Raw genomic sequence first — 21813 nt, 5'->3', positions numbered from 1 at the left:
CAGATTCTTGATGCAGATCAACTTCAAACCTGTGGGATTTATGTTTATCAGGAGATCAATGGCAGGCCATAAAACGCCCGCGCACAGGCTGTGGTATGCGCCGCCAGATCTTCCTGGCTTTCCCCGCGATGCAGCGCCACTTCGCGCAATACTTCGGTCAGGTACGCCGGCTCGTTGCGCCCGTTTTTCGGCTTGGGGCGCAGGCTGCGCGGCAGCAGGTACGGCGCATCGCTTTCGAGCATCAGGCGTCCGCGCTTGATCTCCTTGACCAGCGGATGCAAATGCGTGCCCCGGCGCTCGTCGCAGATCCAGCCGGTAATGCCGATGTGCAAGTCCAGGTCGAGGTAGCTGAACAACGCCTTCTGTTCGCCAGTGAAGCAGTGCACCACCGCGGCCGGCAGTCGGTCGCGGAAGTCGCGCAGGATTTCCAGCAAACGCTGGCTGGCGTCGCGTTCGTGCAGAAAAACCGGCAGCTGCAATTCGACGGCCATGGCCAGGTGTTCTTCGAGGACCTTTTCCTGCTGCGGGCGCGGCGAGAAATCACGGTTGAAATCCAGCCCGCATTCACCCACGGCCACCACATTCGGCTCGTTGAGCAAGCAGTGCAAACGGCGGGCGCTGTCGGCGTTCCAGTCGCTGGCGCAATGAGGGTGAATACCGGCAGTGGCGAACAGGCGCTGGGCGCTTTCGTCCAGTTGCTGGCACAGCTCAAGGGCCTGTTCACTGCCCTCGACACTGGTGCCGGTCAGCACCAGTTGGCACACACCAGCAGCGTAGGCGCGGTCGAGTACGGCCTGGTGTTTGTCGGCAAAACTGGCGTTGGTCAGGTTGACGCCGATATCGATGAGTTGCATGGTGCTACCTCGGCCCAAAGGCCGGAAAGCATATCAGAGCCGTGGATTTATAAGAAAAACCAAGAACTACAACGGGTTAACGCTGTCTCTTGAGCCGCGGACCAGGCCGGGTTGGTAGTTTTGCCATCATTGTGCCAGTCTTTCGCACTTTGCCAGCGCCTTTGGCGCTCTGTTTTTGTCGCCGTGCTTGATGGTTTTCGTCATTGAAGCGGGCCTCATATTCTTTCCGGAGAGTGGATGATTCGTCCCTCGGTTTTGCTACTGCTGTGTTGTTCGCTGCTACTGCCGATGTCGGCGGTCGCGCGTCTGCCCGGGCCGCTGCAAGCCGTACCGGCCAGCAAGGTGCGCGACCTTGCCCAAATTCGCAGCAGTCGTGTGCTGCGGGTGTTGGTCAACCAGAGCCGCAACAGTTCCGGCGAAGTCCAGGGGCAGGCGATCGGGGTCGAATACCATCGCCTGAGAGCGTTCGAGCAATACCTCAACGGCCACGCCCGTGACGGTCAGGAAATTACCCTCAAAATCATTCCCAAGGCCAAGGATCAACTGCTCGGCGCATTGCAGCGAGGGGAGGGCGATCTGGTGGCGCCAGGCGAATTGCTCGATCTGCAACCGGGCTTCGCCGTCAGCACCAGTGAGCCGATTGCCAGCAACATCCCGTTGGTCCTGGTGGGCATCAAGGGCGAACGTCGCTACACCAGGCTTGAACAGCTTTCCGGCAAGACCCTGGCGTTACCCGCCGGCAGCGCCGCCGGGGATGCCGTCAGCCAGATCAATCAAAAGCTCGCCTTGCACAAACTGCCACCGGTCACAATCGAATGGGTCGATCCGAGCCTTGCCGTCGAGGATGTACTGGAGATGGTGCAGGGCGGGATCTTCCACCTGACCATCGTCGAGCAGCCGATCGCCGAACGCTGGGGCAAGATCCTGCCCAAGCTGCGTTTCGACAAGCAGGTACTCATCAGCGAGCCGGGAGAAGAATTCTGGTTCGTGCGCCGTGATGCCTCGATGCTGCGGGCCAGCATTGATCGCTTCCTCACTGTCTACAAAAAACCATCGGATCAGGACGCCGCGTTCCTGCGGATCTATCGTCGACTCTACCAAGTGCACTATCCGCTGGCCAAGGCGGACCGGCAGCGCCTGGAAAAACTTCGTCCGGTGCTGCAGAAACACGCCGATGCCCAGGGCATGGACTGGCTGAACCTGGCGGCGCTGGCCTTCAAGGAGTCAGCCCTGCAACCTGCCGCCCGCAGTGGCGGTGGCCCCACCGGTCTGATGCAGATCACGCCTTCTGCGGCGCAGCGGGTGGGGGTCAACAATATTCAGGACCTTGACGGCAATGTGCAGGCCGGGGCCAAGTACCTGGCGATGATCCGGCGCAAGTTCTTTGCCAGCCCCAAACTCAACGAGCGCGAACGCATGGCCTTCGTGCTGGCGGCCTACAACATCGGGCCGGAGCGGGTGCAAGGCATGCGCGCCGAAGCCCGGCGGCGAGGTTTGAATCCCAACCAGTGGTTCTTCCAGGTCGAACGCGTGGCCATGGAGCAAGTGGGTATGGGGCCCGTCAGCTATGTTAATAGCGTGAACAAGTACTACTTGGCGTTCGACCGGGAGCGGGAGTCGTTGGAGCCCCAGGGACAAAAGGTTGCTTCACGCAAATGATCAACTAATCTGATTGTTATGACGGGTTTTTTGCGCTTTTAACATGCGATTTACTGATTAATATAGCGGCCAACCAACACACACTGACAAGGAATGAAACAGCATGAGCACTCTGATCAACAAGGTACTGTCCACCCGCGCTGGCTACGGCCTGACCGTTCTGCGCATCGTGGTCGGCATTGTTTTCGCCGCTCACGGCTCGCAGAAACTCTTCGGGGCATTCGGCGGCTATGGTCTGGCTGGAACCGCGCAGTACATGGAAAGCCTCGGACTGACGCCGGGTTACCTGATGGCGGCACTGGCGGGCGGCACCGAATTCTTCGCCGGCCTGGCCCTGATCATCGGCTTGCTGGTTCGCCCGGCCGCACTGGGCCTGATCTTTCTGTCGCTGGTCGCAATTTTCTCGGTGCACATCAGCAACGGACTGTTCATGGCCAACAACGGTTATGAATTCGCCCTGGCCTTGCTTGGTGGCAGTATCGCGGTGTTGATCGAAGGTGCGGGCAAACTCTCGGCGGACCGTGTCATCGCCGGTTGACCGCTCTGGCTCAACGAAAAGGCCCGCATTGTGCGGGCCTTTTTTGTTGAGCGTCATTCTTGACACTGTCCAGTCAGCTTCTCTAGGATGTTGCTCATGCGCCGATTTAAACAGCTACTTGCGGGGCGCCAGGTGACTCATCCAGTTGCCGATAGAAGCCGGAACAGGCTTCGAAATACCGCTAAAGCGCTGGTTCGGTGTTGCCTCTCACCTGCCATGCAGACTTTTGAGGCAGAGACACGACACAATGAATGCACTAAACGCCGTTGTACGTCCCGCGCCGATCACGGCACACCTGACCCAGCGCAATCCAAAAATCCTGCTTGGCGGCCAACATCAGCCGACGCTCTTGCGTTATCTCGATGGTTGGCCACGTCGTACCGGCGGTCCCGCTGCCTTCCTGATCCAGTTTGTCGAAGACGGTGAGTCGCTCGCTCGTTTCGCCGACGACAGTTTTGATCTGGCGGTGATTCAATCCCCCAGCCTCGAAGATGCGCCTGAAGTGATCCGGCAACTGACCCGCGTTGCCCGGCAAGGGCTGATTACCCGGCGTTAAAGCTCACGGGTAGTCGATCGCCACGATGTAGACGCACTGCTCACCGGTGGGTGTCTGGACCCGGACTTCGGCGTCCAGTGCCTTGCCGATCAGGGCGCGGGCCAACGGCGAGTCAATGCTGATCAGACCCTGCTTGAGGTCCAGTTCATCGGGCCCGACAATGCGGTAGCGCGACTCTTTGCCATCCTCGTCCTCGATCGTGACCCAGGCGCCGAAATAGACCTTGTTCGGATCGCTGGGCTTTTCGCTGACAACCTTGAGCGCTTCCAGGCGTTTGGTGAGAAAACGCACGCGGCTGTCGATTTCGCGCAACATCTTTTTGCCATAGGTGTATTCGGCGTTCTCCGAGCGATCACCCTGGGCCGCGGCTTCGCTGACAGCCTGGGTAACCTGGGGCCGACGTACATGCCACAACTCATGGAACTCGGCGCGCATCCGCGCTTCACCCTCGGGGGTGATCAGCGCGGTGCCAGCGGTGCGGGGAGGGCGGTAACGGCTCATGACAGCTTCTTGTGGTGAGGATGGCTGGAGTCTATCAACCCTCGCGCAGGACTGTCAGCGGGCTGGCGTTCAATGCCCGACGGGTGCCGAACACCCCGGCCCCACCAATGAGTACGGCGCCCACCAGTGGCAGCACCAACAGCCATGGATGCGGATGCCACGGCAGATCAAAGGCGTAGCGGTAGAGCACCCAACTCACCACTTCCGAACCCAGCGCCGCCAGCAAGCCACTGACTGCGCCAAGCAAACCGAACTCGATACGTCGCGCCTTGACCAGCAATTGCCGCTCGGCCCCCAGCGCCCGCAGCAACGCGCCCTGTCGAATGCGTTCATCCAGCGTCGCTTGCAAGCCGGAGAAGAGTACCGCCATGCCCGCCGCCAACACGAACAACAACACGTACTCCACGGCCAGGGTCACCTGGGCGAGGATGCTGCGCAGTTGCTCCAGTAAGGCTTCGACCTGCAGGATGGTTACCGCCGGGAAGGCGCGGGACAGGTCGACAATCTGCTGGTCGTGACCCTGTGCCAGATAGAAACTGGTCAGGTAGGTCGCCGGCAGATCCTTGAGGGTGCCGGGCTGGAAGATCATGAAGAAGTTCGGCTGGAAGTTGTCCCAGTTGATCTCCCGCAGGCTGGTGACTTTCGCTTCGCGATTGACCCCGCCAACACTGAAAACCAGATGGTCGTCGAGCTTGATTTTCAGGCTTTCGGCGACCTTGCCTTCTACCGATACGCCAGGAACATCGTCCGGCGTCTGTTGGTTCCACCAATTGCCGGCCGTGAGTTTGTTGCCCGACGGCAGGTCTGCGGCCCAGGTCAGGCTCAGGTCGCGCTGGATCGCCCGGTCGCCGGCCGACTCCTTGGTGACGATTTGCTGCACCGGTTCGCCGTTGATGCTGATCAAGCGCCCCGGCACCACCGGGTACAGCGGAGCCGATTGCGCCGACACGGCAATCAGGTGATCGGTGAAGGCCTGCTTATCCGCTGGCAGGATGTTCAGCGCGAAGTAGTTCGGTGCATTTTTCGGCAGTTGGTTCTGCCAGGTGTCCAGCAACTCGCCGCGCAGCAGCGCAATCAGCGCCATCGACAGCAGAATCAGGCCGAACGCCAGGGACTGGCCCGCCGCAGCGAGGGGATGACGCAGCAGTTGGCCCAGTCCCAGGCGCCAGGGCAAGGACGCACGCGCCAGCATGCGCCGCAGACTCTTCAACAGCAGCAACAACAAGCCGCCCAGCACCAGCGCTGCAATCACGCCGCCGCCGAGCAGGGCAAAGGTCAGCACCAGGTCCAGGCTCAGGCGCCACATGATCAGGGCGAGGGCGCCCAGCGCTGCGCCGTAGACCATCCAGGTGCTGGAAGGGATCGGCAGCATGTCCCGGCGCAGCACGCGCAATGGCGGAACCCGGCCCAGAGCCGCCAGTGGCGGCAAGGCGAAACCGGCCAGCGCCACCAGTCCGGTGCCGATCCCGGCAATGGCTGGAAACAGCCCGCCCGGAGGCACGTCGGTCGGCAACAAGTCATGCAGCAGGGCAAACAAGCCCAATTGTGCGAGCCAGCCGAGGAGGGCACCGCTGATGCTGGCCAGCAGTCCGAGCACAGTCAGTTGCAGGCTGAACAACACCATGGTTTCCCGGCGCGACAGCCCGAGGCAGCGCAGCAAGGCACTGGCATCGAATCGGCGGGTGGCGAAGCGGGTTGCCGACAGCGCCACCGCCACGCCGGAGAGCAATACTGCCACCAGGCTGGCCATGTTCAGGTAGCGTTCGGCCTTGCCCAGGGCGCCACCGATCTGCCGGTTGCCGTCGCGGGCGTCCTGCAAGCGCTGATTGGCGGCAAGCCCCGGCTTGATCAGTTGCCGATACGTCTCGAGTGCCTGAGCATCGCCTCGCCATAATTCGCGATAGCTGACCCGGCTGCCGGGCTGCACCACGCGGGTGGCCGCAAGGTCGTCGAGGTTAATCAGTACTCGGGGTGTCAGGCTGTAGAAATTGCCGGCGCGGTCGGGTTCGTAAGTCAGTACCCGCGCCAGTTTCAGGGTTTTCATGCCGACATCGATGCTGTCGCCGATCTTCAGGTCCAGGGCGGTCAGCAGGCGTGCCTCGACCCAGGCTTCACCGGGTTGCGGTCCGCCACCGACTGTTTGCGTGGCGAAGGGGGCGGGTGCGCTTTTCAGTTCGCCGCGTAGCGGGTAGGTGTCATCGGCCGCCTTGATGCTGGACAGCTGGATGCTGTTGTCGGTGGCGATGACGCTGGAGAACTCCACCACTTGAGCGTGTTCCAGACCCAGTTCGGTGCCGCTTCTTATCTGTTCGGGGCGCGCCGGTGAACTGCCTTCGAGCAGCAGGTCGGCACCGAGGAATTCGGTGGCGCGCAGCATCATTGCGCCGTTCAGGCGCGCGCCAAAGTAACCGATGGCGGTGCTGGCGGCCACGGCCACCAGCAAGGCGAAAAACAACACGCGCAATTCACCGGCGCGGGCATCGCGCAGCAATTGGCGGATGGCGAGACTGAACAGGCGCAACAGCGGCAGACGTGCCATCAAGGCTCCAGAGGGGCGACCAGCAGGCCGGCTTCAAGACGGATCAGGCGCCGGCAGCGATGGGCCAGGCGTTCATCGTGAGTCACCAGCACCAGGGTCGTGCCGCGCTCCTGGTTGAGCTCGAACAGCAAGTCGCTGATGCGCTCGCCGGTGTGGCTGTCGAGGTTGCCGGTCGGTTCGTCGGCGAACAGCACATCGGGCTCGGCGGCAAACGCGCGGGCAATCGCCACGCGTTGTTGCTCGCCTCCGGAGAGCTGGCGCGGCGAGTGCGTCAGGCGTTGGCCCAGTCCCACCCGTTGCAGCAATTGGGTGGCGCGTTCGCGGGCGTCTTTGCGGCCATCGAGCTCCAGCGGCAGCATGACGTTTTCCAGGGCATTGAGGCTGTCGAGCAACTGGAATGACTGGAACACAAAACCCACGTGCTCGGCGCGGATGCGCGCGCGCTGGTCTTCATCGAGGTTGCTCAGGCCCTGCCCGGCGAGAGTGACTTCACCACTGCTTGGCAAGTCGAGGCCGGCGAGCAGGCCCAGCAGGGTGGACTTGCCGGAACCGGAAGCGCCGACGATGGCCAGGCTATCGCCCTTGTTCAGTTCCAGGCTGAGTTGGTGCAGGATGGTCAGTTCACCTTCCGCGCTGGGAACCACTTTGCTAAGGTCCTTCGCGATGAGAATGCTTGCGCCCATGGAGAGTCCGATGCGTGTCTGGTTTTTGAGTGCTGGCCTGGCCTTGATGTGCATGGCCCAAAACGCAGCGGCGGGTACAGTCCTGATCGTTGGCGATAGTATCAGCGCCGGTTTCGGGCTGGATACCCGGCTGGGGTGGGTGTCGCTGCTTGAGCAACGGCTCAGGCGCGAAGGTTTCGACGACAAAGTGATCAATGCGTCCATCAGTGGCGACACCAGTGCCGGAGGCCAGGCGCGCCTGCCCGCGCTGCTTGCAGAGCATAAACCGGAACTGGTGATCCTCGAGTTGGGCGGTAATGACGGCCTGCGCGGGATGCTGCCAACTCAATTGCAACAAAATCTTGCGTCGATGATCGACAGTTCCCGAGCCAGCGGGGCCAAGGTGTTGCTGCTCGGCATGCAATTGCCACCCAATTACGGTGCGCGTTACACCAAGGCGTTCGCCGAGGTCTATAGCAACCTGGCCGATGAGAAAAAGATCCCGCTGGTGCCGTTTTTCCTCGACGGCGTGGGCGGCCATCCGGACTTGATGCAGGCCGACGGCATACACCCGGCGGCCGGGGCCCAGGACAAGTTGCTGGAAAATGTCTGGCCTACTCTAAAACCGCTGTTATGACACTTTTCTAGACGCAGGCTTTCGGCTAAGGTGGCGCCCCCGATTTGGAGCCCCCGATGCCGCGTCCCGCCTGGTCACTATTTGCCTATCAACTGATCGAGCCTGACGAGCAGCTGGATCTGTTCGCCTGCCAGGAAGTGCGGGTGCATCTGGTGACCCGTCAGCTGGAGTTGGGCGGTTCGGCGGACCGGACCTTGTGTGGCAGTCTGTTGCCGGCTTCGCCTCGCTGGTCGAGTGTTGATCGTCGGGTGTTTCAGGACCAGCGTCTGTGTTCGTTGTGCCGGGCCATTCTTGAGTCGCAGAAGCGGGGGACGTCGCCGATTTGGCCGGAGTTGCGGTTCGAGCTTTGATCCGTAATTGCGTGCTAGCCCTGTTATTTATTGATTGTGTACATATCCGTTGTTCGGGTAACGGCGGCTTATGGTTTCGCCCTTACGGCGACTCACTTTTTTTACAAGCGCCTAAAAAAAGTAAGCAAAAAAACGCTCGCCCCGAACGTACGGCCCCTCGCTAAGGCTCGGGGTTCCTTCGCTCCGGCATTCATCCAGGGGGCATCGCCTCCGGTCGGCTTCGCTCGACCTCCTCTCGATGTGTTCGGCTGCGCCGAACGGCGCTGCGCGCCTACCCCCGGATGAACACCTCCACTCAGCCTTCCGAGGGGGCGGGTGGATCAAGATCAAAAGCTGCAGGCGAGCTAACGCTCGGCCTGATGAGTGGTGAAGAGCGTGGGGGTACGCGGCTCTGCCTTTGCTCTTCTGTGGGAGCGAGCCTGCTCGCGATGGCGGCCTGCCAGTCGACCAATGTCTTGCTGATGTCCACCGATCAAATTGTGGGAGCGGCGGTGCGGCGATCCGACTTGCTCGCGATGGCGGCCTACCGGCCGACCAGTTGCCTCACAGGCGAACGAAACCCGCGAAAAGGCCGACCGGTAGGCCGCCTCGCTTTTGCTTTTGCGGTACACGCCCCCTCGTGAGGCCGAGTGGAGGTTCTGCGCAGTGGGCGACCCGGCATGGATGCCGGGTTAGCCGCCGCCGGCCCAGAGTGTGTCAAAACTTCTAAGCAAACCCTTGCTATGATTTCCCAGGATTTCATCGCAAGGGCTGCCCATGAAACGCTTCATTCAAGGTGAACACCGAGGTCAAAGTACCTTGCTCCCCGAGAGCCTGGACGATTACGTCAGCGACACCAATCCGGTGCGTGTTGTCGATGTCTTCGTTGATGAACTTGACCTGATCACCTTGGGTTTTGAAAGCGCTGTCCCCGCTGAAACCGGCCGACCGGCTTACCACCCGGCAGTCATGCTGAAGATCTACATCTACGGCTATCTAAACCGCATCCAGTCGAGCCGACGCCTTGAGCGCGAGGCGCAGCGCAACGTCGAGCTGATGTGGCTTACCGGTCGACTGATGCCGGACTTCAAGACCATCGCCAACTTCCGTAAAGACAACAGCAAGGCCATTCGAGGCGTTTGCCGACAGTTTGTTGTGCTGTGTCAGCAATTGGGGCTTTTCACGGAAAATTTCGTCGCCATAGATGGCAGCAAATTTAAGGCTGTGAACCACCGCGACCGCAACTTCACCAGCGCCAAGCTGAAACGCCGGATGGAAGAAATCGAATCGAGCATTGCCCATTATCTGAAGGCGCTGGATGCAGCTGATCGGGAAGAGACCAAGTCTTCAGGGCCCAAAGGCGGCCTGGAAGAGAAAATCGCCAAACTGAAGGAGCAGATGAAGGCGCTTCAGGCGATTGAAATACAGCTTGAGGAGTCCCCGGACAAACAGGTCTCACTGACCGACCCGGACGCGCGCTCCATGATGACGAGCGGCAAAGGAATCGTGGGTTACAACGTACAGACGGCGGTCGATACCAAGCATCATCTGATCGTCGCGCACGAGGTGACCAATGAGGGTCATGACCGTGATCAGCTCAGCTCGATGGCGCTGCTGGCCCGTGAGGCGATGAAACTCGAATCGTTGTCGGTGGTGGCTGACCGAGGGTATTACAAAAGCGGGGAGATCCTTGCCTGCCACGAGGCAGGGATTAGCGCTTATGTGCCGAAGACGCTGAGCTCGCGCGCCAAATTCGATGGCCGCTTCAACAATGACGAGTTTGTTTACGACGCGGACAAAGATGTGTACGTCTGCCCTGCCAAGGAAGTGCTGATCTGGCGCAATTCTTACGTCGACAATGGCAAGACGCTGAACAGTTACTGGAGCTCGAACTGCAGGTCCTGCTCGATAAAGGCGCAATGCACACCGGCCAGGGAGCGAAAGGTTCGTCGCTGGGAACATGAAGCCGTGCTGGAGGAAATGCAGGTCCGTCTGGAGAATGCGCCGCAGATGATGAGCATCCGCAAGCGGACCGTCGAACATCCCTTCGGGACGCTCAAACAATGGATGGGTGCGACACACTTTTTGACCCGGCGGCTTGCCGGGGTGAGCACCGAAATGAGCCTGAATGTGCTCGCCTACAACTTGAAGCGAGTGATGAAAATCCTCGGTGCGCAAAATCTGGTGAAAGCGCTGGCGGCCTGAAAAGGCCCTTGTTTTGCCCCGATTGAAGCGCTGTGACGTGTTGGTAGCGACCCTGAGAACCGGCTGCGGCTACGTGGAACGCTTTAGCTGTGATTAGCAGGCCAAAGCAGCGTCTGCGCTGCGCGCCGACGCTGCTTGAGCCGGTTTTTACACACTCTGGGCCATGGATGGCCGATGGCGGCGGGCCCACGGAGCAGGACCGGAGCGAGGCACCGAACGTCAGGGGCAAGAGCCCTTGGTTACTTGGGGCTCTTCCAAGTAACCCGCTGTAAGAGCGGAACCATAAGCGGCCGTGACCGCAAAAACGGATATGTACACCCTCAAAAATCCACGCCGCCTGCCACACAGCCATCACAAGCAAGCTCGCCCCCACACGGGATCGAGGAAAATCGCAAAATCGCCTAGCACTGCCTGCAATCGGGCCATCTCCCCGAAATAACGGATGGCGGTGTACAATCGCGCTCTTATATCTCTGTTGATCATGCGAAGGATTTTCCGGATGTTGCCGCGCTTTCCTGCCGTCACCCGCTGCCTGACTCTTGCCGCCCTCTTTATGGCCGGTCCAGTCGCAGCATTGGAGTTTCCCCTGCCACCGCCCGGTGAGGACATCATCGGCCAGGTGCAGGTGATCAAGGCCAAGTACGAAGACACCTTCGCCGACCTTGGTACCGCCTACGATCTGGGCTACACGGAAATGCTCGCGGCCAACCCGGGAGTCGATGCCTGGCTGCCAGGCGCCGGCACGGAAATCATTCTGCCGACCCGCTTCATCCTGCCGCCAGGCCCGCGTGAAGGCATCGTGATCAACCTGGCCGAGTACCGCCTCTACTACTACCCGAAAGGCAAGAACGTGGTGTACACGTTCCCGCTGGGTATCGGTCGTGAAGGCTGGGGCTCGCCGATTGCCCACACCAACATTACCGCCAAGACACCTAATCCGACCTGGACGCCTCCAGCTTCGATCAAGGCCGAGCACGCAGCCGACGGTGATCCGCTGCCCAACGTCGTGCCGGCCGGCCCTGACAACCCGCTGGGGCCGTTCAAGTTCACCCTGGGCACACCGGGCTACCTGATCCACGGTTCGAACAAGAAGTTCGGTATCGGCATGCGCACCAGCCACGGTTGCTTCCGCATGTTCAACAACAACGTGCTGGAAATGGCGGGCATGGTGCCGGTCGGTACGTCGGTGCGGATCATCAACGATCCGTACAAGTTTGGTTTGAGTGGCGGCAAGGTCTATCTGGAGGCGCATACGCCGCTGGACGACAAGGGCAATCCGTCGGTGGTCGACAAGCACACCGCAGTCATCAATGCGATGCTCAAGCGTGAAGACATCACCAACAACCTGCGCATGAACTGGGATGTGGTGCGTGATGTGGTCGCCGCTGAAGACGGCCTGCCGGTTGAGATCGCTGTGCCGGGCAACGGCGTCGTACCGATGGTGTCGAGCACGCCGGTCGACCCGCTGCAGTAACGCTGGCAAAGAGCCCGTCGGCGCGGACCGCGTCGACGGGTTTTTTATTGCCTGGAGAAACGCCGGGCAATAAAAAAGCCGACCCAAAAAATGGGTCGGCTTGATAACAATCCCGAAGGATTATTACTTGCGGCTAGCTTTGTCCAGCATGCGCAGAGCACGCTCGTTAGCTTCGTCAGCAGTCTGTTGTGCTTTTTGAGCAGCAGCCAGAGCTTCATCAGCTTTACGGTAAGCTTCGTCTGCACGAGCCTGGGAGCGAGCAGCTGCGTCTTCAGTAGCGGTCAGACGTGCTTCGGTTTCTTTCGATGCGCTGCTGCAACCGGTAGCCAGAACTGCGGCCAGAGCCAGAGCAGAGAATTTCAGAACGTTGTTCATCGTGTTCCCCTTCAAGGACTTTCTATTAAGTAGCTATCTCCTCCGATTGAGGAAATAGCCGGCGTACATACTACCCATTACTTGTAGTAAGTAAAACTGACGTGACGCAAGAAGCAAAAAAAATTGTAGGCGTTGATTCTTTTTCGAGCAACTTTTAACTGAATTGTTTAAAAAACATCCAGCTGCAAGGCCCGTGGCTGAGCGAGCCGACGAGAAAAAGTTCCTGTGGCACGGCGCTGTTTTTCAGTCTGGCTAAAGTCCGCCTACATGGATTCGTCTACACTTTTGTTCGGCTTTTGTGTGGCGCCTCTCAATATCTTTCTCGATGTTCAGGTGACTTTAACAACGGGCGCTCGTCTTAAGTCTCAACATCCGGCAATGTACAGGCTATCGACCCCGAGTGATCTTCGGTCGAGCCATTCCTGCGTGATCCGGAGCAGCACCCGCCAACCCGCACGATGACGAGCGCACCTTGAGCATTTTCTGCCAATGGTGCCTACTATTTGTACGTGCTCGGTAGCGCGAGATCGGTGCAGCTCTTCTCGGTGTCCATACAGGCACGGGGTGGCGTAGATGTTCCTTCGCCGGAAAAACATCGGTAAGGTAGGGGTCGGAATTCCAGACCCGCGAGGAGTAGTGATGAGCGAGGCGTTGTCCATCCACCATGACCAGGCTGGTCATCAGTTCGAGACCAATGTGGACGGTCATCGTGCCTATCTGACCTATATGGATCTGGGGAAACAGACCCTGGATATCTATCGCACCTTCGTGCCCAACGCATTGCGTGGTCGCGGTATTGCGGCAGCCTTGACCGAGAAGGCGCTGGAGTACGCTGACGAAATGGGCTACACCGTCATTCCATCGTGCTCCTACGTCGAGCGCTACATGGAGCGTCACCAGCGGCACGCGGCCAAGCTGAGTCAGTGACCTTCAACAAAACGAACGCATAAAAAAACGCCGGGTTCAGCCCGGCGTTTTTTTGTGCGCTTTTTAAGCAACCAATCAGGCAGATCAGCTGCGATCGCGTTTAGGCAGCACATCCTTGAGCTTGGCATGCATGCTGCGCAAGGTGTTTTCGGTCGCGGTCCAGTCGATGCAGGCGTCGGTGATCGACACGCCGTACTGCAGGTCGGCGAGGTCTTTCGGGATCGCCTGGGCGCCCCAGTTCAGGTGGCTTTCTACCATCAGGCCAATGATCGACTTGTTGCCTTCGAGGATCTGGTTGGCGACGTTCTCCATCACCAGCGGTTGCAGGGCCGGATCCTTGTTGGAGTTGGCGTGGCTGCAATCGACCATGATGTTCGGCTTGATCTTCGCCTTGTTCAGCGCCTGCTCGCAGAGCGCAACGCTGACCGAATCGTAGTTCGGCTTGCCGTTGCCGCCGCGCAGCACCACGTGACCGTAGGCGTTGCCCTTGGTGGTCACGATCGACACGCCACCTTCCTGGTTGATGCCCAGGAAGCGGTGCGGGCTGGAAACCGACTGCAGGGCGTTGATCGCCACGGTCAGGCCGCCATCGGTGCCGTTCTTGAAGCCGACGGCCGAGGACAGGCCGGAGGCCATTTCACGGTGAGTCTGGGATTCGGTGGTGCGCGCGCCGATGGCCGACCAGCTGATCAGGTCCTGCAAGTATTGCGGGGAGATCGGGTCGAGGGCTTCGGTGGCGGTCGGCAGGCCTTTTTCGGCCAGGTCCAGCAGCAACTGGCGACCGATGTGCAAGCCGTCCTGGATCTTGAACGAGTCGTCCAGGTACGGGTCGTTGATCAAGCCTTTCCAGCCGACGGTGGTACGTGGCTTCTCGAAATACACGCGCATGACCAGATACAGGGTATCGGACACTTCGGCAGCGAGAACCTTCAGGCGCTCGGCATATTCGTGGGCGGCCTTGATGTCGTGGATCGAGCAAGGCCCGATGACGACGAACAGGCGATGGTCGGTGCCATCCAGAATGTTGCGAATGACTTCGCGGCCCTTGGTGACGGTGCGCAGTGCGGCGTCGCTCAGGGGAATATCGCGCTTGAGCTGATCGGGAGTGATCAGTGTCTCGTTGGAGGCGACGTTTAGGTCGTTGATCGGTAAATCAGCCATCGTTTACTCGTCAGGTCACGGGTGCCGGCCGCCAGCGAACCCGCGCGGCGGAGCACAGCAAATTAAGCGCGTCGGGGAGCCGAACCTTAGCGCGTTACACCGTGGCTCGACAATGGGCAGACGCCGGTTTGGTGGGGTTTCGCAGTCAGTTTCCCTGCCATGAGGGGCAAATCGATCAAGAACGCCTCTATTCCAGCACCGGTTGCGCAAAAGCCTTGCGCACCGAATCGTGAGAGAACTCGTCGGCATGCTCCTGGACCCATTCGAGGGCCAGGGCCTGGATATCCTGCAGGTCTTCGTGGGCGTCATGCAGGCGGCAGTAGCGTTCGATCTGGCACACCTGCTCGCCCATTCGGGCGCTGAACAGCGTTTGTTCATCAACGAAGGCGATCCCCACCAGATAACCGCGTTTGCGCCGCAGGCACCAGGCCACATAACCCAGGTAGCGCATGTCCGGGTTCACGGTCGGCATGCGTACCACCAGCGCCGTGCCGTGGCGCCACGCGCGGTGATAATTGCAAGCCATGCCCCCGAGACTGATAGTGTGCAGCTGTCGTCGCGAAAGACACTCGGGTTTCAGCAACGTTAACTCGACGGGCACATCGTCAGGGTGAGGAATGAATCGTCCCATGAACACAGACTCCATGTGTCGGCCATCTGACATTGGTCCCTCCAGTATAGTGGTCGAATTGGAACTGACCGATTTTGACGTCGACCAACGGCTGCTGGCGATGAGCGGTGTATCGCTGGTCATTTTCACCAGTGTCGGCTGCGCCAGTTGCCGTTTTGCCCGCGAGCAATTGCCGACACTCGACCTGGCAGTCGATCGACTGTGCTGGATCGATGCCGGCAACAACGGCGGGGTGGTCGAGCGTTATCAGGTCTTTCACTTGCCGGCGCTGTTTGTCGTTCGCGACGGCGAATTCTTTGGAGCACTGAACTCGCGCCTGACCGACACCGAGCTCAATCGGGCCGTGCGCCAGGCGCTGAGTCGAACAGCAGAGGAGTTGCCATGATGGGAACAGTTGCCAGGCCGACGATCGGCATTATCGGGACCGGCGCAATCGGCGGTTTCTACGGGGTGATGCTGGCGCGTGCCGGTTTTGATGTGCATTTTCTGCTGCGCAGCGAGTTTTCCGCTGTGGCCGAGCACGGGTTGCAAGTCGATAGCGCACCCCACGGTGCGCTGAAACTGAACCCGGTGCAGGCTTACTCGAAGGCTGAAGACATGCCGCCCTGCGACTGGCTGCTGGTGGGCGCGAAAACTACCAGCAACACCGACCTGGCACCCGCCATCCTGCAGGCGGCAGCACCGAACGCCAAGGTACTGCTGTTGCAAAATGGCCTGGACGTCGAAGACAGCCTGCGCGAGCTGCTCCCCGATTCGCTGCATGTGCTCGGAGGGCTCTGCTACATCTGCGTCCATCGCGAGGCGCCGGGTGTCATCACCCATCAGGCGCTGGGCGCGGTGCATGTGGGTTATCACAGCGGTCCCGCCGATGGGCCGGCACGCGGCGCAATTGTCGAAGAGGGCGTCGGACTGTTTCGCAGCGCCGGCCTCGATTCCCAGGCCATGGCGAATTTACATCAGGCGCGTTGGCAAAAACTGGTCTGGAATATCCCTTACAACGGTCTCTCGGTTTTGCTGGGGGCGAGCACCACACCGTTGATGGCCGATGCCGACAGTCGCGAGCTGATCAAGGCGCTGATGGCTGAAGTGGTGCAAGGGGCAATCGCCTGCGGGCACGATGTACCGGCAGGGTATGCCGAGCATTTGTTCATGGTGACCGAGAAAATGCCCGACTACTGGCCGAGCATGTACCACGATTACTTGCACAAGCGACCGCTGGAACTGGCCGCGATCTACGCCCGGCCGTTGGCGGCGGCGAAGGCAGCCGGGTGTGAGATGCCACGCATCGAGGCCTTGTATCGCAGTTTGAGTTTCATTGATCGACGCAACACCTGAGTCGACCGACCTGAGGGGGAAGGGCATGCCAAAGGCAATTGACGACAAGCTGGTGCTGGCGATTTCTTCGCGGGCGTTGTTCGACCTGAGCGAAAGCCACAAGGTCTACCTGTCGAGTGGCGTCGAAGCCTACAGGCAGTATCAGATCGAACATGAAGACGAAATCCTCGAGCCCGGCGATGCCTTCCCGTTGGTGCAGAAACTCCTGAACCTCAACAACAGCCTCGGCCGCGCCCGGGTCGAGGTGATCCTGGTGTCGCGCAACAGCGCTGACACCGGGCTGCGGGTGTTCAACTCGATTGACCACTACGGACTGGCAATTTCCCGTGCGGCCTTTGTCGGCGGGCGCAGTCCGTATCCCTACCTCAAGGCCTTTGGCTGCGACCTGTTTCTCTCGACCCACGCCGAAGACGTACGCAATGCACTGGACGCCGGGTTCGCGGCCGCGACCATTCTGTCGGGTGGTGCCAGCCGTGCGGCCAGCGACGAGTTGCGCATTGCCTTCGATGGAGACGCGGTACTGTTTTCCGATGAGTCGGAGCGCATTTATCAGGCCGGTGGTCTGGAGGCGTTCCAGGCCAGCGAGCGTGAGTCCGCCCGCGAGCCGTTGCGCGGAGGGCCGTTCAAAGGGTTTCTCGCGGCCCTCAACCTGTTGCAGCGTGAGTTCCCGGAGGACACCTGTCCGATCCGTACCGCGCTGGTCACGGCGCGATCGGCACCGGCCCATGAGCGGGTGATTCGCACGTTGCGCGAATGGGACATCCGTCTCGACGAGTCGCTGTTCCTCGGCGGCCTGACCAAGTCGGCCTTTCTCGAAGCCTTCGCGGCCGATGTGTTTTTCGACGATCAGGCCGGCCACTGCGAATTGGCCCGTGAAGTCGTCGCCACCGGTCATGTGCCCCATGGCATAAGCAACGAGCAAAAGGTTTAAGCCCACCGTTCAATGCGTTGCGCCGCACGTCGCAGTCGCCAAGGCACTGCTAAGCTGAATCAAATCTCCGCCATGTTGGCAGTCGAGGAGGTCATATGATTCGTTCGATGCTGTATGCCACTGACCTTGGCCTGTACGCGCCCGTGGTGATGCAGCATGCCCTGGAGCTGGCCCGGATCTTCAATGCCGATTTGTATGTGGTGCATGCGGTTGAACCCATGGGGTTGTTTGCTGAATCGGTGCTCGAAAGTTATCTCGATGAACAGGCGCTGAACGAGTTTCACAGCCAGGGCCTGAATACTGTGATTGCCAGTATCGAGCAGCGTGTGCTCGACAGTTTTCGTGAGGAGTTGGGGGATGAAGGGGAGCACGATCTGGAGCGGATTCAGGCAGTACGGGTGGTGCAGGGCGACCCATCGCAGGTGATTCTGGACCAGGCGCAGAAACTCTCCGTGGATTTGTTGATCGTAGGAAGTCACAGCCACGGTGCGGGTGCGGAAACGCCTCTGGGGCGAACCGCCGCCCGTGTGCTGCAACTGTCCAAGGTACCGGTCTATCTGGTGCCGCTGATGCAACGTCGTCGGCAAGGGGATCGCTAGAACAGAATAATGGCAATTTGATAAAAAAGTTCTAGATTTATTCTTCGTACCATTAATATAGTTATATACCGTCGCTGATGCCCGTGGCGTCTACCTGCTTTGAGGGATTCATATGAAGCTTCAACAATTGCGCTACATCTGGGAAGTGGCGCACCACGACCTCAACGTTTCCGCTACAGCCCAAAGTCTTTACACCTCTCAACCGGGCATCAGTAAACAGATCCGTCTGCTGGAAGACGAACTGGGCGTCGAGGTTTTCGCCCGCAGCGGCAAGCATCTGACCCGCGTTACCCCGGCCGGCGAGCGCATCATCACCACCGCTGGCGAGATTCTGCGCAAGGTTGAAAGCATCAAGCAGATCGCCCAGGAATTCTCCAACGAGAAGAAAGGCACCCTGTCGATTGCCACCACTCATACCCAGGCGCGTTATGCATTGCCGCCGGTGATCAGCAATTTCATCAAGCAATACCCGGACGTTGCCCTGCACATGCACCAGGGATCGCCGATGCAAATCGCCGAAATGGCCGCTGACGGCACCGTGGATTTCGCCATCGCCACCGAAGCGCTCGAGCTGTTCGGTGACCTGGTGATGATGCCGTGCTACCGCTGGAACCGTTGCGTGGTCGTGCCTCAGGGCCACCCGCTGACCAAGCTGTCGAAACTGACCCTCGAAGCACTGGCCGAGTACCCGATCGTGACGTACGTGTTCGGTTTTACCGGCCGTTCGAAACTCGACGAAGCCTTCAGCCATCGCGGCCTGACGCCGAAAGTGGTGTTCACCGCTGCCGACGCCGACGTGATCAAGACCTATGTTCGCCTGGGGCTGGGCGTGGGCATCGTGGCGAAAATGGCCGTCGACAGCAAACTCGACAGCGACCTGGTGGTGCTCGACGCCAGCGAACTGTTCGAGTCCAGCGTGACCAAGATCGGCTTCCGTCGCGGCACCTTCCTGCGGGGCTTCATGTGCGACTTCATCGAGAAGTTTGCGCCGCACCTGACCCGCGAAGTCATGGCCAAGGCCATTCAGTGCCACAACAAGCAGGAACTGGAAGAGCTGTTCGAGGGCGTTGAGCTGCCCGTTCACTGACAGCGTTTCTGCCGGTCAAACCACCTCGGTGACAGCGAACTGTTGCCGAGCGCCCGCTACCAGAATCTCCACCTCATCGCCCTCGAACTTGCCCAGCAGGCATTTGCCCAGCGGTGAACGCGGGGTGATGACGGTGATCAGTTGCCCCACCAGATCGACCTTCAATCCGGCGGCATCGGGGGCCAGAAACAGCCATTGTTCGCGCCCCTTTTCGTCCTCCAGCCCGAGCAGCGCGCCCACTTCGATGCCCCGCTGATCGTCATACGGGCGCAGGGCCAGGTTCTGGCAGAGGCTCAGTGACTGGCGAATCTCTTCGACCCGCCTGGCTTGCCCGGCCGCGAGATAGGACGCTTCCAGCCCCAGGGTGTCGTACTTGTTCTCAGCGATGTTTTCTTCATGGGTCGCCGTTTCGTAGGCGGTTTGCGCGGCCCGTTCGGCGATGTCGAGATCGATCCGCAGCTTGTCGAGAATCAGTTGGTGGACGGTATGCTTATTCATGATCAATCGCAGAATTGCAGGACGTTGGCGCGGCTTTTTTCGCTGGGTGCAGTCCGGTCCTGTTGCAGCCAGAACTGACAGTTCGGGTTGGCCAGGTTGCGACTGCTGCTGCGTGCCTGATCGAGCCGTTGCTGTTGCTCGTTCTTGCGCAGGTTTTCTTCATATTGCTCGAACAGCGGGCTCTGTGGCGGAATGTCCGGCACTGGTTGAGTCACCACCGGTGGTTTGCCCAGTTGTTCCACAGCTGCCGCCACAGGTGCCAATTGTTCGCTGAACAGAAGGCGCGAAGCGAGCCAGCAGGTCAGCACAATGGCAATGAATCCCAACCACATGCCGAGGGCGATGCTGCCGGTCAGTTGCAGGGCGTTGAGGCTGATCGGGAAGGATCGGCGTGGAGTGGGGCGGTGGGGCATGATTGCCTCTTGGCGAAAGGTCACTGGCGAGTGGCGATTGTCGCATGAAGAATAATCGCCGTCGGCTCTTCTGCACGGGGTAATTTATGCGGACAATCGGCGCCTTTGCCAACGGGAGCCTGGAATGCCTGTATTGAAAACCCGCTGGGATATTTTTTGCACCGTGGTCGACAACTTCGGCGACATCGGCGTGACCTGGCGACTGGCCCGGCAACTGGTGGCCGAACATGGGCTGGCAGTGCGTCTATGGGTCGATGACCTGCGAGCATTCGAGCGCCTGTGCCCGGAAATCGACATCCACGCTGTGCAGCAGTGGCAGCACGACGTCGAAGTGCGCCAATGGCCCGCCGAGTGGCAGCCGACCGAAGCCGCCGATGTGGTGATTGCTGCCTTTGCCTGCCAATTGCCGAGCGCCTATATGGACGCCATGGTCGAACGGGAAAAGCCGCCACTGTGGATGAACCTCGACTATCTGAGCGCCGAGGACTGGGTGATCGGTTGTCACGGCTTGCCCTCGGTGAAGTACAAAAGCGTACAGAAGTTCTTTTTCTTTCCGGGGTTCCAGAAGGGCACAGGCGGACTGCTGCGTGAGCGCGGGTTGCTGGAACGGCGTCGGCAATTTCAGCAAAACCCGCAGGCTCAAAGAGAGTTCCTGCAAGGTTTGGGGATTGATCCTGCGCCCGGCGCGCAGCTGATCTCATTGTTTGCCTACGAAAACACCGGTTTGGCCAGTTGGCTCGATGTGATGGCAGGCGATTCGACGACCACTCATCTGCTGGTGCCTGAAGGGCGGATTCTCGGCGACGTCGAGCGTTGGCTCGGTGTGCAGGGTTTGGCGGTCGGTGCCGTGCATGTGCGTGACGCTTTGACCGTGCAAGTGTTGCCATTCGTCCGCCAGGACCAATACGACCGGTTGCTGTGGTGCTGCGATTTCAATGCCGTGCGCGGCGAAGATTCCTTCGTGCGCGCTCAATGGGCCGGCCGGCCATTTCTCTGGCACATTTACCAGCAGGAAGAAGACATCCATCTGGACAAGCTCGAAGCCTTCCTCGAACTTTATGTAAAAGGGTTATCTGCGCCTGCGCGGGAGGCGATCAGCGGTCTCTGGCGGGCGTGGAACGCCGGTGAAAAAATAGCCGACCACTGGCAATTCACCCGTAAACACTGGCCAGAGCTGGAAAAACACGCCGAGGCGTGGTGTCAGGAACAGGCCTTGCAGGCCGATCTTGCCACGGCGCTGGTACAGTTTTATGGAAATTGGATATGATACGCGGCCTAGATTTTTGTAAATCCCATCCAAATTCGGATATTCGCAATGAAAACTGGTAAAGAACTGAAACCCGGGACCGTGATTCGTCTCGAAAACGATCCTTGGCTGGTTCAGAAAGCTGAATTCACCAAGTCCGGTCGTAACAGCGCGATCATGAAGACCAAGCTGAAGAACCTGCTGACCGGTTACAAGACCGAGATCGTTTACAGCGCCGACGACAAACTGGACGACGTAATCCTCGACCGCAAAGAAGCGACCCTGTCCTTCATCAGCGGCGACACCTACACGTTCATGGACACCACCGACTACACCATGTACGAGCTGAACGCTGAAGACATCGAAGCCGTTCTGCCTTTCGTTGAAGAAGGCATGACCGATGTTTGCGAAGCGATCTTCTTCGAAGAGCGTCTGGTTTCCGTAGAGCTGCCGACCACCATCGTGCGTCAGGTTGACTACACCGAAGGTTCCGCTCGCGGCGACACTTCCGGCAAGGTAATGAAGCCTGCCAAACTGAAGAACGGTACCGAGCTGTCGGTTGCTGACTTCATCGAAATCGGCGACATGATCGAGATCGATACCCGCGAAGGCGGTTCCTACAAAGGCCGTGCCAAATAAGCACAGCTTCAGGAATG

The 21813-nt window shown here is 59.7% G+C and carries 24 protein-coding genes; 15 read left to right on the top strand and 9 right to left on the bottom strand.

Translation table 11 applies throughout. From position 1 onward, the window contains the following. Window positions 1-47: 47 nt before the first annotated feature. Window positions 48-854 carry a TatD family hydrolase gene (locus tag AC3IT6_RS21095; protein WP_489352509.1) on the bottom strand — a complete coding sequence of 269 codons (807 nt, stop codon included), beginning with the start codon at window positions 852-854 and terminating at the stop codon, window positions 48-50. Between the two features lie 237 nt (window positions 855-1091). Here AC3IT6_RS21095 and AC3IT6_RS21090 point away from each other — a divergent pair, with 237 nt between their 5' ends. From AC3IT6_RS21090 to AC3IT6_RS21080, 3 genes are all read left to right on the top strand, one after another. Beyond that, entirely contained in the window at window positions 1092-2513 is a 1422-nt protein-coding gene (locus tag AC3IT6_RS21090; protein ID WP_489352507.1) for an MltF family protein, read from the top strand. 103 nt (window positions 2514-2616) lie between these two features. Continuing rightward, complete coding sequence (locus AC3IT6_RS21085; protein WP_150726277.1) at window positions 2617-3051, top strand: DoxX family protein; 435 nt, start codon at window positions 2617-2619, stop codon at window positions 3049-3051. Window positions 3052-3298: 247 nt separating this feature from the next. After that, window positions 3299-3607: a class I SAM-dependent methyltransferase gene (locus tag AC3IT6_RS21080; protein ID WP_489352504.1), complete on the top strand. Its 309-nt coding sequence runs from the start codon at window positions 3299-3301 to the stop codon at window positions 3605-3607. A 3-nt stretch (window positions 3608-3610) separates the two neighbouring features. Here the strand turns inward: AC3IT6_RS21080 and greB are convergent, their stop codons facing one another. From greB to AC3IT6_RS21065, 3 genes are read right to left on the bottom strand one after another with little or no spacing between them, the layout of a single operon-like run. Continuing rightward, complete coding sequence (greB, locus tag AC3IT6_RS21075; protein ID WP_007973570.1) at window positions 3611-4108, bottom strand: transcription elongation factor GreB; 498 nt, start codon at window positions 4106-4108, stop codon at window positions 3611-3613. A gap of 34 nt (window positions 4109-4142) precedes the next feature. Next, window positions 4143-6647, bottom strand: a complete 2505-nt coding sequence (locus AC3IT6_RS21070) for an ABC transporter permease (protein WP_489352502.1) — start codon at window positions 6645-6647, stop codon at window positions 4143-4145. Further along, window positions 6647-7330, bottom strand: coding sequence for an ABC transporter ATP-binding protein (locus AC3IT6_RS21065; RefSeq protein WP_046043370.1), 684 nt, complete (start codon window positions 7328-7330; stop codon window positions 6647-6649). The genes AC3IT6_RS21070 and AC3IT6_RS21065 overlap by 1 nt, the downstream gene beginning before the upstream one ends. Before the next feature lie 10 nt (window positions 7331-7340). On the opposite strand from AC3IT6_RS21065, the gene AC3IT6_RS21060 reads away from it, so the two are divergent. The 4 genes from AC3IT6_RS21060 (at window position 7341) to AC3IT6_RS21045 (ending at window position 11954) form a co-directional block, all read left to right on the top strand. Continuing rightward, complete coding sequence (locus tag AC3IT6_RS21060; RefSeq protein WP_008049055.1) at window positions 7341-7946, top strand: arylesterase; 606 nt, start codon at window positions 7341-7343, stop codon at window positions 7944-7946. A gap of 56 nt (window positions 7947-8002) precedes the next feature. Next, the gene (locus AC3IT6_RS21055) at window positions 8003-8296 is read left to right on the top strand and encodes a hypothetical protein (protein ID WP_007991769.1); all 294 of its coding nucleotides are present in this window, start codon (window positions 8003-8005) and stop codon (window positions 8294-8296) included. A 756-nt stretch (window positions 8297-9052) separates the two neighbouring features. Continuing rightward, complete coding sequence (locus AC3IT6_RS21050; protein ID WP_489352500.1) at window positions 9053-10480, top strand: IS1182 family transposase; 1428 nt, start codon at window positions 9053-9055, stop codon at window positions 10478-10480. Between the two features lie 499 nt (window positions 10481-10979). Then, complete coding sequence (locus AC3IT6_RS21045) at window positions 10980-11954, top strand: L,D-transpeptidase family protein (RefSeq protein ID WP_489352498.1); 975 nt, start codon at window positions 10980-10982, stop codon at window positions 11952-11954. Window positions 11955-12077: 123 nt separating this feature from the next. Here AC3IT6_RS21045 and oprI read toward each other — a convergent pair whose 3' ends face one another. After that, the gene (oprI, locus tag AC3IT6_RS21040) at window positions 12078-12329 is read right to left on the bottom strand and encodes an outer membrane lipoprotei OprI (RefSeq protein WP_003199355.1); all 252 of its coding nucleotides are present in this window, start codon (window positions 12327-12329) and stop codon (window positions 12078-12080) included. Between the two features lie 639 nt (window positions 12330-12968). Between oprI and AC3IT6_RS21035 the strand changes: the two genes are divergently transcribed. Continuing rightward, entirely contained in the window at window positions 12969-13256 is a 288-nt protein-coding gene (locus AC3IT6_RS21035) for a GNAT family N-acetyltransferase (protein WP_007973562.1), read from the top strand. 84 nt (window positions 13257-13340) lie between these two features. Here AC3IT6_RS21035 and AC3IT6_RS21030 read toward each other — a convergent pair whose 3' ends face one another. Together AC3IT6_RS21030 and AC3IT6_RS21025 are read right to left on the bottom strand one after the other, a co-directional pair. Beyond that, a complete protein-coding gene (locus AC3IT6_RS21030) occupies window positions 13341-14417 on the bottom strand; it encodes a 3-deoxy-7-phosphoheptulonate synthase (protein ID WP_007973561.1) in 1077 nt (358 codons plus the stop codon). A 187-nt stretch (window positions 14418-14604) separates the two neighbouring features. Beyond that, window positions 14605-15048: a PilZ domain-containing protein gene (locus tag AC3IT6_RS21025; RefSeq protein WP_489352496.1), complete on the bottom strand. Its 444-nt coding sequence runs from the start codon at window positions 15046-15048 to the stop codon at window positions 14605-14607. On the opposite strand from AC3IT6_RS21025, the gene AC3IT6_RS21020 reads away from it, so the two are divergent. From AC3IT6_RS21020 to cysB, 5 genes are all read left to right on the top strand, one after another. Beyond that, window positions 15047-15433, top strand: a complete 387-nt coding sequence (locus AC3IT6_RS21020) for a thioredoxin family protein (protein ID WP_489352494.1) — start codon at window positions 15047-15049, stop codon at window positions 15431-15433. The two genes, AC3IT6_RS21025 and AC3IT6_RS21020, sit on opposite strands and share 2 nt — an antisense overlap. Then, on the top strand, window positions 15430-16383 hold the full coding sequence (locus AC3IT6_RS21015; RefSeq protein ID WP_489352492.1) for a putative 2-dehydropantoate 2-reductase: 954 nt from the start codon (window positions 15430-15432) through the stop codon (window positions 16381-16383). Before AC3IT6_RS21020 ends, AC3IT6_RS21015 begins: the two co-directional genes overlap by 4 nt. 25 nt (window positions 16384-16408) lie before the next feature. After that, window positions 16409-17314, top strand: a complete 906-nt coding sequence (locus AC3IT6_RS21010; RefSeq protein ID WP_489316795.1) for a 5'-nucleotidase — start codon at window positions 16409-16411, stop codon at window positions 17312-17314. Window positions 17315-17409: 95 nt separating this feature from the next. After that, window positions 17410-17913 carry a universal stress protein gene (locus AC3IT6_RS21005; RefSeq protein ID WP_414876599.1) on the top strand — a complete coding sequence of 168 codons (504 nt, stop codon included), beginning with the start codon at window positions 17410-17412 and terminating at the stop codon, window positions 17911-17913. A 112-nt stretch (window positions 17914-18025) separates the two neighbouring features. Beyond that, on the top strand, window positions 18026-19000 hold the full coding sequence (cysB, locus tag AC3IT6_RS21000; RefSeq protein ID WP_046043380.1) for an HTH-type transcriptional regulator CysB: 975 nt from the start codon (window positions 18026-18028) through the stop codon (window positions 18998-19000). A gap of 15 nt (window positions 19001-19015) precedes the next feature. Here cysB and AC3IT6_RS20995 read toward each other — a convergent pair whose 3' ends face one another. Next, window positions 19016-19498, bottom strand: a complete 483-nt coding sequence (locus tag AC3IT6_RS20995; protein WP_489352489.1) for a GreA/GreB family elongation factor — start codon at window positions 19496-19498, stop codon at window positions 19016-19018. Window positions 19499-19500: 2 nt separating this feature from the next. Beyond that, a complete protein-coding gene (locus tag AC3IT6_RS20990; protein ID WP_489352487.1) occupies window positions 19501-19911 on the bottom strand; it encodes a hypothetical protein in 411 nt (136 codons plus the stop codon). A gap of 124 nt (window positions 19912-20035) precedes the next feature. On the opposite strand from AC3IT6_RS20990, the gene earP reads away from it, so the two are divergent. Next, a complete protein-coding gene (earP, locus tag AC3IT6_RS20985; RefSeq protein ID WP_489352485.1) occupies window positions 20036-21178 on the top strand; it encodes an elongation factor P maturation arginine rhamnosyltransferase EarP in 1143 nt (380 codons plus the stop codon). A 48-nt stretch (window positions 21179-21226) separates the two neighbouring features. Next, window positions 21227-21796 carry an elongation factor P gene (locus tag AC3IT6_RS20980; RefSeq protein WP_007943632.1) on the top strand — a complete coding sequence of 190 codons (570 nt, stop codon included), beginning with the start codon at window positions 21227-21229 and terminating at the stop codon, window positions 21794-21796. The last annotated feature ends 17 nt before the right edge of the window (window positions 21797-21813 follow it).

Source organism: Pseudomonas sp. KH_017 (assembly GCF_057840285.1).
Note: the sequence above shows the minus strand (reverse complement) of the source record. Positions and strands in the feature narration are given on the sequence as shown.

Coding starts and splice junctions, on each gene's coding strand:
- AC3IT6_RS21095 (WP_489352509.1), bottom strand. CDS start 854: ATGCAACTCATCGATATCGGCGTCAACCTGACCAACGCCAGTTTTGCC.
- AC3IT6_RS21090 (WP_489352507.1), top strand. CDS start 1,092: ATGATTCGTCCCTCGGTTTTGCTACTGCTGTGTTGTTCGCTGCTACTG.
- AC3IT6_RS21085 (WP_150726277.1), top strand. CDS start 2,617: ATGAGCACTCTGATCAACAAGGTACTGTCCACCCGCGCTGGCTACGGC.
- AC3IT6_RS21080 (WP_489352504.1), top strand. CDS start 3,299: ATGAATGCACTAAACGCCGTTGTACGTCCCGCGCCGATCACGGCACAC.
- greB (WP_007973570.1), bottom strand. CDS start 4,108: ATGAGCCGTTACCGCCCTCCCCGCACCGCTGGCACCGCGCTGATCACC.
- AC3IT6_RS21070 (WP_489352502.1), bottom strand. CDS start 6,647: ATGGCACGTCTGCCGCTGTTGCGCCTGTTCAGTCTCGCCATCCGCCAA.
- AC3IT6_RS21065 (WP_046043370.1), bottom strand. CDS start 7,330: ATGGGCGCAAGCATTCTCATCGCGAAGGACCTTAGCAAAGTGGTTCCC.
- AC3IT6_RS21060 (WP_008049055.1), top strand. CDS start 7,341: ATGCGTGTCTGGTTTTTGAGTGCTGGCCTGGCCTTGATGTGCATGGCC.
- AC3IT6_RS21055 (WP_007991769.1), top strand. CDS start 8,003: ATGCCGCGTCCCGCCTGGTCACTATTTGCCTATCAACTGATCGAGCCT.
- AC3IT6_RS21050 (WP_489352500.1), top strand. CDS start 9,053: ATGAAACGCTTCATTCAAGGTGAACACCGAGGTCAAAGTACCTTGCTC.
- AC3IT6_RS21045 (WP_489352498.1), top strand. CDS start 10,980: ATGTTGCCGCGCTTTCCTGCCGTCACCCGCTGCCTGACTCTTGCCGCC.
- oprI (WP_003199355.1), bottom strand. CDS start 12,329: ATGAACAACGTTCTGAAATTCTCTGCTCTGGCTCTGGCCGCAGTTCTG.
- AC3IT6_RS21035 (WP_007973562.1), top strand. CDS start 12,969: ATGAGCGAGGCGTTGTCCATCCACCATGACCAGGCTGGTCATCAGTTC.
- AC3IT6_RS21030 (WP_007973561.1), bottom strand. CDS start 14,417: ATGGCTGATTTACCGATCAACGACCTAAACGTCGCCTCCAACGAGACA.
- AC3IT6_RS21020 (WP_489352494.1), top strand. CDS start 15,047: ATGAACACAGACTCCATGTGTCGGCCATCTGACATTGGTCCCTCCAGT.
- AC3IT6_RS21025 (WP_489352496.1), bottom strand. CDS start 15,048: ATGGGACGATTCATTCCTCACCCTGACGATGTGCCCGTCGAGTTAACG.
- AC3IT6_RS21015 (WP_489352492.1), top strand. CDS start 15,430: ATGATGGGAACAGTTGCCAGGCCGACGATCGGCATTATCGGGACCGGC.
- AC3IT6_RS21010 (WP_489316795.1), top strand. CDS start 16,409: ATGCCAAAGGCAATTGACGACAAGCTGGTGCTGGCGATTTCTTCGCGG.
- AC3IT6_RS21005 (WP_414876599.1), top strand. CDS start 17,410: ATGATTCGTTCGATGCTGTATGCCACTGACCTTGGCCTGTACGCGCCC.
- cysB (WP_046043380.1), top strand. CDS start 18,026: ATGAAGCTTCAACAATTGCGCTACATCTGGGAAGTGGCGCACCACGAC.
- AC3IT6_RS20995 (WP_489352489.1), bottom strand. CDS start 19,498: ATGAATAAGCATACCGTCCACCAACTGATTCTCGACAAGCTGCGGATC.
- AC3IT6_RS20990 (WP_489352487.1), bottom strand. CDS start 19,911: ATGCCCCACCGCCCCACTCCACGCCGATCCTTCCCGATCAGCCTCAAC.
- earP (WP_489352485.1), top strand. CDS start 20,036: ATGCCTGTATTGAAAACCCGCTGGGATATTTTTTGCACCGTGGTCGAC.
- AC3IT6_RS20980 (WP_007943632.1), top strand. CDS start 21,227: ATGAAAACTGGTAAAGAACTGAAACCCGGGACCGTGATTCGTCTCGAA.